Genomic DNA, 11867 nt, shown 5'->3' on the forward strand with positions numbered 1-11867 from the left:
TCACGCATGTCAATAGATACTTGACGATTTATAATTTCACGATTAATGAAATTTTTGAAAAACGCATAACGTCGCCGTCAAAGTCACACGCTGTAACACAAATGTAATAAAGAAAAATCGTGAAAATTATACGAAAATCACGAATTTTATACGTAAATTTTGTTAAAAACGAAAAAAATAATACGTCTCTCTATCGTTTTTCATACGATAAAGAGACGCATTAACTGATAACATGCGCGCATAAATGCGATTTAGCTGACGAGACTAAACCGAATTAATACGGGGCTTTTGCTTCAAAATCGATACGTCACTCGCGATAGAAAGCCCAAAGACTCGCGTAATGACGGCTGCATGTAAAAATAGACGATATACAAATAATAGTAGCGCAGTTTAACGACATAAGCCCCATTGGTCGATGCCTTTGCAGGTCGATATTTCAGAGGCGGATCGTTCCACCTCCGATATAAAGAAAGGAAAGCGATAAGTTGATGAGACTTAACGTAATGCATAGCGTAAATAGTTTAACGACATATAACGCTTAGTTAGGTCGGTCTAAGTGTCGGATATTCCGACGGCTTAAACGGAAGATAATCAATGAACGTAGTTTATACCGTCATTTCGGACGTAATTCGTATTGGAGCGTTGGACGAATCAACGCCCCGGAATCTCCGTCATTGTTAACGGCTTTCTATCGATGCAACTTTGACAAGTATTAAGCAGTTTAACGTCTTACTTAGGACATCTTTTTACGATTCATTTAACGTAACTAAACGATATTTTACGCTCTTAACGTTGCAGTTACTTCCCCGTTAAAGCCTCGGCTTGCCTGCTCGATTGCCATAAAGCGATTGTACTCGTCGCCGATGTCAATGCGTTTTAACTGTTTAAGTGCGTCTTCTAAGCTGATCGGTTGCGCACTTGCTACGTAATCGACAACCGTATTAAAGAAAGTTCTAGCAAATAACTCGCTTGATTCATTCGCATAAATGATGTCTTTTACTCGTTGTAATAAAGTACCAACCGCCGTTAATTCTGCATCGTTCATTTCGTTTAAAGCGACTGTTAACGATTCTTTAGCATCTGCATAAGATACAAACGAATTAATTTCGAATTTATTAACGATTGCATTCGCTTTTGTTGTCTCGGCTTGTCCGTATGGTGTATAGCTTTGAGCGTCTAAAATACGAGCTTCTTCGATAGCTTTGTCTAATTCGTCAAAATAAGTTTTTACAATCGCTTTTACTTCTCTTTCTAACTCCATACGCTTCTCTTTAATATCGTAATGGCGTTTAGTTGTGCCGTTTGACTCGATGTCATATAGCGGATCTTTAGACGTTTCGATTGCGTTTACTTCTGCTTTGTATTTACGAGTTAATGCATTAATTTCGTTGTTTTTCTCTTCGTATAAACCGTTTGGAATATCTTCAAAGTTACCCCCGTCTAATAGCGCTTTTACTAATTGAGGGTTATCTTGAATTACGATTAATTCCCCTTTATTTACGTTTCTTTCTGCTCCGTTATCTTCGATTGTTGCGTAAATTTTCGGTACTAAAAATTGTACGTTTGTCATTTCGTTTATCCCCTTTTGTTTTTCGTTTTATTTTCGTTTATTTATTCATTGATTAGCGCCCAAACAAGCGCGACATAAAGCTACGATTTTCTTTTAATGCTGGTGCGATTGTTTGATGAATAGCGTCAATCTCATTTACGTTAGCAGGCGTTAAACCTTTATTTGCGCATATTTCGACTAATGATATTTGTAGATTATCGTCTAAAGTGTTGTATCGTTCTGCAATGAATGATGATAATGCTTGTTCATTCTTTAAACGTTCTCTATCGTATTTCAATCGTTCCAACTCTTCTGTTAATGATGCTATTTCGATGTCTAACGCTTCTATTTCTTCGTTTTCTTTATATGATGGACTTGCTTCGATACTCGATTTAAGTACATATCTTACACCGTCTTTTTCAATCGTTTCTAATTGCATTACTTACGCTCCTTTTATTTACTCGATTTCGTGACTACATATTTACCGTGTACTCTTTCGTTTGCCCCTGTTTTAAGTGCTAACTGCTTACCGAATTCTTTATCGCTTGTTTGCGATGGTCTTTTTACGTCTCCGAATCCGGCAGATGGGTCTACATAAGTTTTCTGCTTTAGTCCTGCTAACGCTTGATACGATATTGAAAATGTCATTTCGTTTGTGAAGTCAAAAAGCGCTTGTGTTTCATCGTTCCATACTAAATGCAATACGTTAACAATTAACTTTCTTGCTTCTTCAACTCGCTTATCATACGCATTTAACTCTTCAATCGATTCTATTTCACTTTTCAATCGTTCAACCTCTTTGCGTTTTTCTGCAATCATGTGAGCGCCATAACTCATTTTAAAATTTTCGATTTCGCTTTCTTCGATGTATTGCGTTAAGTCAATCTCTTGCTGATCCGTTTCATCTTGTTGCGTTTTAATTCCGTTTAATCTGTCTAACATTTTTATCGCTCCCCCTATCCTTTTAAATTTCGACAAATAACTTTATAATCTCGTCTTCGATATTTTCGTTATCTATTCGCTGAATACTGATTTCAATTTCGCCGTCTTTAAACGTTTTTAGTTATTGTATAAAGATGGTCTTTTTCTTATAATCATCGTTTGCTTGTCGTCTAATTCCATATAATCGCCCCTTAATCGAAATAATCATAAAAGCATTCGTAATTACTGAATAAGCGTTTGTCTGCAAGTACATAAAGCGTGAATAAATCATGTGTTACGCTATACTTCTTTTTGGCCGTCTTTGAATGCGGATCTAAAATATTTCTATTACAAGTAACTTCTATGCGCTGAATGTCTTCGAGTGCTTTATCTTCCCTTACACATTCCTCGATATACTTCGTTAATTCTTGCAATGAATCGAAATATAATAGCGTTGTAAAGTCTCTATCTTGTCGCTTATCGTCGTACCTGCTTAGCCCTGCTTTGTATTTATTCGCTTGCTTATCAAAGCGTACATAAGCGTAATAATATATTTTATTGATTTTCGTATGATCCGCCTTTCTTTCTTCGAATTGCTCCCGTGTTAATGACTCGGCAAGTGACGGATACATCTCGATTACATCGAAATAATCGTGATTATAAATATTGTCGTATCTGATATTAACGCCCCCCTTTCTTCGTCTTTCTGCGCTTTCTTTCTAAGACACTTATACGTAGAAAAAGCGAAAAAAGACAACACAAAAAAGCGCCTTATTAGACGCTTAATTTACGATAATTTAGTTATGTTAACTATATACTTATATAGAATTACTACGATTCAGTTCATCTATGCTATAGACTGTTACGCTAGACGGCTTAGTATCTGCAATATAATCGGCATTTAATTTAACGCTGATTCGCTTTCTATTGCGTCTTACTTTGCCATCTGTAACGATATTACCCGTATTATCTAGTTTGCCTAGTAATCCATCGATATTACGCTCTAGGTACAACGGCACGCTTCGGTTGTCGTCTGTAGTTCGTTTACGTTTGCTATCGAATTCTTGGTAACATTTCGATAGGATAACGCCGTTACGTTGCATCAGTCGATTGTCTTTGTCATACGCTACGTTACGATTACAGCATGGCGCTTGATTACGCAAAGACATATCGAAAAATAACTTATTGCAATGCTTACAACGTTTAAGCCTCTTTGTTGAGTCATGAATACGCATCGGTTTATAAGACGTTTTAAGCGTCCTATTAGCTTCGTTGTGCTTCTCGATATATAGCGCATATAAATCTTCGTGAGGCATCTTGTAGCGTAAATATTGCTCCATAGATCCGCCTACATATAATTTAAAAGCCGTTTCAGTTATAAGCTGATGCTTAATCGCAATCTGTAGCTTACGCCCTTTATCGAGTCTATACGTTATTTCGGGAATATCTTCCCTCTTACCTACGTCAATATCTGTAAACCTTTGTACATCTTGCGTTATCGTCATTGCTCCCCCGTCCTTTTCGTTTAATTTAAAATCATATTTTCGACAATAGTTTTATACGGCTGATCTTCTATCGCTTGTCTTTGTTGCTCGTCAAGTTGCGCTTTTATCTCTTGAACAAATAGCGTGTGAGAAGGCTCTACCATCCATTTTGACGGTGTACTCGGATACACAAAAAACGGACTTATTACAAAACTTTCGTTCCCTGCACCTAGTAAAGCGCTATGCTGAAATAGTGAAAATTTAATATTACCTATCGTTACGGCAAGACTGGACAATGTGCGTAATACTCGGCTCTCGTCCGTATGTCCTAGCACCTTTGCTATGTCTTTTCGGTTGAGTGGTATTAGTTCGCTGATCTCCGTTATATCTTCGTTAGCATTAGCACATAAAATATTAGTTCGATAATCGATATATGGTACTAATGCATAGAGCGTCCCTAACTTCTCAATCGCTTTTCCTTTTTTGTAAGCATGGTATAAATGACGTGTATTATCGATAAAAATACGTGTGAATTTACGTACTTTCGATGACCTACCCGGCCGACCGTTTATAAATACTTCGCTTGAAATGTTTATATAATCATCTGTATCAGAAAATAATACGCCCGCCTCTTTAGTGCGTTGTAAAAACAATTTTGCCGTACGGTCGGGTACGCCTAGCATCTCTTTAATGTCCTTAGCTTTTACGAAGTTTACCGTGTCTTTCTTTAGGCGTGTTCCACCCTGTTGTAAAAACGTAGAAAGATAAACAAGTCTTGCATAATCGCCTTTTGTAATACCTGAATACTTTTCGATAAACGTCTGAACGGGCGTATAAATCATAAATATAAAGCACGCATCATTAATGTTAGATACTTGCGATTGTTCGAATTGCTCGTAAGTAATCGATACTTGCTTAGCTAAACTATCTCTATATGAATTACTTTGAGACGTTGGTACATTCTTTACTACTCTTAAATCTGTGCGTTGTTCTCCGTGCTGATCGTATAGTTCGAATTCTGTATCATTCTGTATAAAACTAATCTTCTCCCGTTTAATCATCTTCTTACTTCTCCTTTTCGTTGTTTTTATTTTACAAATTATGGCTTGACTATTTTGCACCAAAAACGCCCTTTTCACTGACTATTTTGCACCATGTTTTTCGACTAAAAATCGTCGTATCCTTAGAGCGCCAACGGTTTTAAGCGTTTCCGTTCGTTTCCGCCTCCTTCTTCTCTTGTTAATAAGTTCTTAACTACTTCGCTTCGCTCGTAGGCATTCGCTAGCGCTCATGCACACATGCAAACAATACATACTTTTATTACGGCAATATCGAATATAAGCGCTACAACTAAGTAGCGCCACCACCCCGTATTAACCGTTATAGATATTGCTGATCTTAAATCGAGTTAGATACGTATTAAATGAATCTTGCAATAATGAACGTAGTGAATTGTTGCCGAGGCGTTAGCCTCGTAGCTAAATCGATAATTACTCGAATGTAATCGTTATACGTTGCTCGTTAATAAATTCGATATAAAACTCTTCTGCTTTCGTATAAGATGTTAAATCGATATTTGCGGGTATTTCGTAGTCTCTTAAACGTTTTGTTAAATCTTCTAAGTCGTCGGCTAAGTTCTTGCGTAATATAAAACTATGCTTATCCGTTGTCGCTTTATACTGTATGATTGCGGGTAAACTATCGCTATACTTCTCCAATGTAAAACCGAAGTCATCATGTAAATTTAACGTTTCGATAGCCTCGTTAATCTCTTCGTTTGTCGCTCCGTGTACTTTGATATTGTCCGTTTCTCTTCCTGATTTTTCGTACTTTCTTGTTACCTCATCAATAATCGCTTGTAATACTGTCATACTCAATCGCTCCCTTTTCGTTTAGTTTTATATATGGCGTTTAAGCGCCTAAGCCTCGCAAGGCTATTTTTATGTATTCGGTTTAAAATTTTGTAGCGTATAAAGAGGTCTCGATACTTCTGCGGATCTACTCCGATTTATCACAAAGATTAACGATAATTTAGCGTATATAAAGCCCCCTATGTATATAACGTATGATAAGTAGCGTTTTTCGGACGTTTTTGCCGAAAATAAATAAATTTACTTATACATCTCTATAAGATAATTTCCGAAGATATTACGAAGTGGTACACTTTTGCCGTAAAAAATTAGCGCCAGCATCAAACGAAATTAACCGAAGATGCAAGCGCATAAATATAAACGAAAAATAAACGGCACGATGCGGGCAAGCGACTAACTTGCTTATCGTGATAATTGCTCGTATAAAACGAGTTAAATAAGTGTAATTTCTAACGAATAACTATCGTCAATCGATTCAACAATAAAGCCGTCAGTAGTCTTTAATACGTAAGCAAGATTATTTTCGTCTTCTAACTCGTGTACCTTAGCAATAATGCTACCTAGCGTTTTGACTAGCTGATCCGAATTAATCGATTCTTTTGCTTTCTCTTCGTAACGCTCATAACGAATGACGTCGGCCTGCTTCTCGTCATAAAACGTAAAGAATCTAAATCGCTTATCTTCGTTTATGAAGCTGATCGCATCTTTTAGCGTTTTATTATCCGAAGTTGCGCCGTTTAATGCATCAGTTAATGAAATTGCGCCCGTTTCTAAAACGTCACTATTCGTCTTAAAATCTTTCTTGATTGCTTCTTTAATCGATTTAACTAGCATTTGTACATGTGCATCTTTTAACATGCGTATTACCCCCGTTAATTTTATTTTGCGTGCATATTGTTAGCGCAATACACACGCTTAAAACAGTTCGCGTTGGTCGTCTTACAATTCGATTATAAAACGTGTTGTATGCGGTGAACAGTTGCAATAATGCAACACCCTATAAGCAAATTATATTATCGATTCAATCTGTTGGGAATTGCAAAAAGTTAATGACTTAAACCAATACTCTTAAACGATTGATAAGCGTATCTTTAAACGGTATACTTAATTAAATTAGTACCGATTATAAACGGTATTGAAAAACGTATTTGAATAGTTACCGTTTACGCCTTGTTACATAAGGTATAGACGATAAATAAACGCCCTATCGTGAACGGTGAATGAAAACTGTTCACGCACGTGCATATATAAAATATAGGTTTGCGCCGTCATAACTAATATAAACGACTTAGTAAACGGTAAATAAACGCATATATAGACGGTTAACTAAACGAATAAATAAGAGAATAGGGGAGCGAAAAAATGAAAGATATTACGCAATATTATAGCCCTACCGAAGTTAGCAAAAAGATAAATCTATCGGCATCTAGCGTCAGAAGATATTCAATCGCATTAGAAGATGCAGGCTATAACGAGATAGCAAGAAACGATAAAGGGCATAGACGATATACATTACACGACTTAAAGACGGTGCAATACTTACACACGTTAGTTAACGATAAAAAGATGCCGTTTAATGATGCAATTACGAAGACAATAGCGGATCAGAGTTATATTGTTAATGATGTCGATTCTGACGTAATAGATGATTTAAACGAAACAAGCAACGACTTAAACATAAAGGTGCTTAACGATAAAATCGACTTGCTTGCTGAATCGTTAGAAACGGTTATTAATCAAAATAGGGCGCTATTGAATGCATTCGAAACGGCTAAAGAAGAGAATAAACGCCTGCTTGCCGAGTTAGAAAAACGCCCTCTAACGCTTGATAATAAAGGCGTAGACGGTGCTCAGACGGTTAAAGATACGGAAGTTGTAAACGGTGCTGAATCGCAAGAAGACAAGCAAATAACACTTGATGAGATAACGGAGATTATCGTAAATAAATCGAATGAAAATAACGAAACTAAATCGGATAAAGATGCGGTTAATTCTGCGGATCATACGAGCGATGTCGATGCTGAATCGCAAGAAGAAGAGACTCCAATAAAAATAATGGCCGTTGAAGACGAAATAAAAGACGGTCGTATCGAGAAGATGCGCAAAGAATCGGAAGAATCGAATCAAAAAGGAATCGGGAAGTTATTTAATCGATTGTTGGGGCGTAAATAAGATATGTGCGATGTATATTTAAGTATTATTAAACACTTTATAACGGAAAATATATCTAAATTTATATTCCAATTTATTTTTTATGCTTTTTTATGCTACATCGCATATGATTTCTTTGTTAAGAAAAGAGGTCGTTTTTACCATAATGATACTTTAGATAATAAGGGATATAATCCCGATATAGTTCATATGTATAAAGAAAGTAAAAATATATTAGGCTTAGTAACTTACTTACAATGGTTTACTTATGAAGTGTCAGTTATTATCATAAAAGGAATAGGAGATACATTTTCTTTAATCATACCATTGCTATATACATACATCTTTGAAAATATTTATTCAGTCTTAGCTAATGAGAAAAATATACACCAAGATATACAGAAAGATGACTTAGATAAGGTAAAAACATCTAATATAATACTAATTATTTATTCTATTGTTTTTGTAAGTTGGTTAAATCCTTATTTTAATATTTCTACAAGTTACACATATTTGAATTATTATATGACTACTATTTTCTCAATCATAGTATCTTATTTCATCACTATATTTATGTTAAGAAAATAAGCGCCCTCATGTCCGATTAAGACGTAAGGGCGCTATAATTATGTTTGACGTTTGTAATTGTTAGATATACAATAAATATAACTTAATGAACGGAAAAGAACGCAAGCATTATAAATCAGTTGGCGCTGATCTATAATCGCTACCCGTAATAGCGCTACGGATAACACTTTATGCGTCCCTTTTGTTTTATTCATTATACGTTTATGATACCCGATTATTAACCGTTTATCAACTAAACGATATGAATAAATAAAATTAATAAGGGCGTACCTATAACGACACAAGTCGAATTATAGAAGTTTATCCGCATTTATCAACGGATAGGCTTCTTTTTTGTTCCCAATAAAAAAAGGGAGCGATACAACATGAAAAACAATTACACAATGATACATCTAAGCGATTACCAATCATTCGAACACGTTCACGACATGGATATTACCGTTAATACCTACGCCAAAGAATTAACGAAATCTATCTACGAAACATTACGCACATTGTCGCAATACTCATTACAAGTAATCGGGGTATCGCATATAAAAATAAAAACGATTGCGGATCGATTAAACAAGTCTGAACGAACAATAAAGCGCCATATTAAATATTTAAAAGAGAACGGGTATATTAGCGTTGTAAATCTGTTTAGACGAGTAGCAGGGGGCAAAGGTGCAAGCGCCTATATTATTAATCCGATTGATATTCGCGAAAAGCTGATCGCTAAATTTAAAAATGTCACGTCGAAAATGTCACGTCGTAACGATACAAAAAAAGACGGTCAAACACTAGGGGCGCAAGCGATGGCGTTTGTTCTTACAAAAAAACAATCTATTAATTCTTTAAATCTTTATAAATTACTTAGTAACAAGCGTAAAAATAAACGTACACATTTAATCAATCGAGAAAACAATATAAAAGCGTTTAGAGAATGCCCCGAATGTATCGACAAAGAGACTTATAAACGATTTAAGATGTACTTTAGCGATGCTGAATTAGTAACGATAGTTAAATCGATTAATAAGCAGCTAGAGGCATACGTATTAACTGAATCAGAACGCATAGAGATAACTCACGATAGCATTAAGGCGCTTATTGTTGCGCTTAAAAAGTCATATAACGGCAAAGCTGATCCTATTAAATCTTTAGGCGGTTATGTATCGGGAATTACGAATAAAAAGGCGTTTCAGTACGTTAGTGAGCGAATGTTTGCTGACATTATACCGTTGTAAATATATGTCAATTAATATTCATTTATGTGCAATATTTCCGTTTTTATACAGCTTAATACACGGTAAAACTTAGAGCGCCAACGTTTACAGCGATTTAACAAGGTGTGCAAAACGGAAGATATTCGGAAGTTCTTATGCGGATCTTACTGCGCTCTTTATCCGTTTATGCTACGATTATAGGGCGTAGTAATAGCATTTATTTGTCCGATGTTATTATCGGTTAAAGATACCGATTTAAAATTTTGTCGGGTTTATAGCGTTGTCAGGCGACGGCTCACGACGAAAAACACCCCCGCCCCTTAGCCCGATTCATACGATTGCTGATCGTTCTTTATGCATGTTTTGTATATCGTATACAGTCATTTCGGCATTGTGGATAAGTGGCTCAAAGTCGCATTCTTTCGTTTGCATATTGCTGATTTAGCATGTTTTACGATTGAAAGTTTATGAAAACGTGTTATATCAACGTTTGTCATTCGATTGATTAACGATTTAGTTTACATAAAACATATTATCGGAAGTTAACTTGTCTATACAAGTATAAATATGCATTCCGCATATACATCGAAATGATTACGCTTTAATACGTGAGGTACTCGCTTTGATGGTGCTTGTGTTCGATAGATGCGTACCACGTATAAGCATCGATATAGCTTCGCAGTAACAAGCAATAACATGCATCACATTCGATACATCACGTAATCAATAGCAGTTACAACGTCATACATCGTTATACATGCTTCTAATAGCGATAATGATACAACTACATACATATACGCTTACATGTCGTTACAAGACGTATAAACAATGATATACGTTACTTATGCTGATCCGTATTTAAACGTTAAACAATCGATAGCAATGGATATGATATATAAACGAAGATACATAACGAGTATGCTCCGTATTCTGCGGACATGTACCGACATACACGGCATAAGCAGGTATTATCTTTAAACGTTATAAGTACCGTATGACAAGCGTATCACAATCGATACACACAATAAGCATACATCTCGAATGTATCTAACGAGATACATAACGCATTAATATATGGTGGCGCTTTGTATTAGCATAGTCTTTTAATCAATCGTAGCTGAATTGCTATAAAGATACGCTAGATTTTATAGCGATTAAAAAGCCGTTTAAAGATTGCGGATCATAAACGCATGACAAATAAATCAGATGGATAAGCGCCAACTAAACGGGCGCTCTTTTTGCGCTTATTACTTCGATTAAATATATTCGTAAAATTAACGTTCTGAGATTGCCATTCTAAGCGCGATAACTTTCTTTAGGTGGGTATTTGTACGTAACTGCTCTTAAAATCGGAATCTCAGTATATTGTACGTATATGTACGTTGTATAAACGTTGATTTAACGGCATTCTTTATGTGATGGTTTAATCGTATAATAAGTGATGTATAAAAGGGATTTAATTCGAAGTTAATTCTGTAGCAGGTGCGTTTAATCGGCATAAAAAATAGCCGTCTGCTGATCGTAGCAAATGACTAAAAAAGAGCAAAAAAATAAACCATATCGGTTATAAAGTGAAAACGGTTCTCATTTGTAATATTTGTTATTAAATGTAATTATAATGTTAGGCGATAGAAATAAATAAAATTTAGATACATGTTAATATAGAGTTGTATAGAAATAAAAAAATAAAATCACTTAAATATAATCTAATTTTCCCATCGACTACCCAGTTGTAAAACATAGGGGGTGAATTAGATTATGCAAATTGTATCCTTTGTTTTTGAAAATTTAGAACAATTCTACATCATAGGTCAGGCTTCATGGTACGTATACAACAAATTAAAAAAGAATAATAAAGATAAGAATGATAAAGATAACAATGATAAAGATAAATAATTTGTAAATCATTTCTCCTAATCTAGTCAAGAAATACAAATTTCTATACACGGTAACTTTAGATAAGAAAGATTTTTTTCCACTATTGGCAGTAGTGGTTTTTTTAATGCTCTAAACTAAAGATCGCATTATATCATTATACTTAATTGTTGTCAACAAACATTTTTAAGACCTTAAATAAATCTTATAATACTTTACACTTTAC

The 11867-nt window shown here is 35.2% G+C and carries 11 protein-coding genes; 3 read left to right on the forward strand and 8 right to left on the reverse strand.

All coding sequences use genetic code 11. The features are described 5' to 3' along the window. Positions 1 to 778: 778 nt before the first annotated feature. From BHU61_RS00005 to BHU61_RS00040, 8 genes are all read right to left on the reverse strand, one after another. Complete coding sequence (locus BHU61_RS00005; RefSeq protein ID WP_111714038.1) at positions 779 to 1570, reverse strand: hypothetical protein; 792 nt, start codon at positions 1568 to 1570, stop codon at positions 779 to 781. A 52-nt stretch (positions 1571 to 1622) separates the two neighbouring features. Further along, positions 1623 to 1988: a hypothetical protein gene (locus tag BHU61_RS00010; RefSeq protein WP_111714039.1), complete on the reverse strand. Its 366-nt coding sequence runs from the start codon at positions 1986 to 1988 to the stop codon at positions 1623 to 1625. Between the two features lie 14 nt (positions 1989 to 2002). Beyond that, positions 2003 to 2491 carry a hypothetical protein gene (locus tag BHU61_RS00015; protein WP_111714040.1) on the reverse strand — a complete coding sequence of 163 codons (489 nt, stop codon included), beginning with the start codon at positions 2489 to 2491 and terminating at the stop codon, positions 2003 to 2005. A 191-nt stretch (positions 2492 to 2682) separates the two neighbouring features. Then, positions 2683 to 3102: a hypothetical protein gene (locus BHU61_RS00020; RefSeq protein WP_111714041.1), complete on the reverse strand. Its 420-nt coding sequence runs from the start codon at positions 3100 to 3102 to the stop codon at positions 2683 to 2685. A gap of 186 nt (positions 3103 to 3288) precedes the next feature. Further along, positions 3289 to 3975, reverse strand: a complete 687-nt coding sequence (locus tag BHU61_RS00025; RefSeq protein ID WP_111714042.1) for a hypothetical protein — start codon at positions 3973 to 3975, stop codon at positions 3289 to 3291. A gap of 20 nt (positions 3976 to 3995) precedes the next feature. Further along, entirely contained in the window at positions 3996 to 5015 is a 1020-nt protein-coding gene (locus tag BHU61_RS00030; RefSeq protein ID WP_111714043.1) for a hypothetical protein, read from the reverse strand. Positions 5016 to 5444: 429 nt separating this feature from the next. Further along, complete coding sequence (locus BHU61_RS00035; protein ID WP_111714044.1) at positions 5445 to 5825, reverse strand: hypothetical protein; 381 nt, start codon at positions 5823 to 5825, stop codon at positions 5445 to 5447. A gap of 432 nt (positions 5826 to 6257) precedes the next feature. Next, entirely contained in the window at positions 6258 to 6683 is a 426-nt protein-coding gene (locus BHU61_RS00040; RefSeq protein WP_111714045.1) for a hypothetical protein, read from the reverse strand. 504 nt (positions 6684 to 7187) lie between these two features. Between BHU61_RS00040 and BHU61_RS00045 the strand changes: the two genes are divergently transcribed. The 3 genes from BHU61_RS00045 to BHU61_RS13320 all read left to right on the forward strand — a co-directional run bounded on the left by BHU61_RS00045 (position 7188) and on the right by BHU61_RS13320 (position 11662). Further along, positions 7188 to 7997, forward strand: coding sequence for a MerR family transcriptional regulator (locus tag BHU61_RS00045; protein ID WP_111714046.1), 810 nt, complete (start codon positions 7188 to 7190; stop codon positions 7995 to 7997). 932 nt (positions 7998 to 8929) lie between these two features. Beyond that, entirely contained in the window at positions 8930 to 9787 is an 858-nt protein-coding gene (locus BHU61_RS00055; RefSeq protein ID WP_111714048.1) for a helix-turn-helix domain-containing protein, read from the forward strand. A 1737-nt stretch (positions 9788 to 11524) separates the two neighbouring features. Continuing rightward, positions 11525 to 11662, forward strand: a complete 138-nt coding sequence (locus tag BHU61_RS13320) for a hypothetical protein (RefSeq protein WP_170122408.1) — start codon at positions 11525 to 11527, stop codon at positions 11660 to 11662. Positions 11663 to 11867 lie beyond the last annotated feature (205 nt).

It is taken from the genome of Macrococcus epidermidis (assembly GCF_003259695.1).
GTDB classification, from domain to species: domain Bacteria; phylum Bacillota; class Bacilli; order Staphylococcales; family Staphylococcaceae; genus Macrococcoides; species Macrococcoides epidermidis.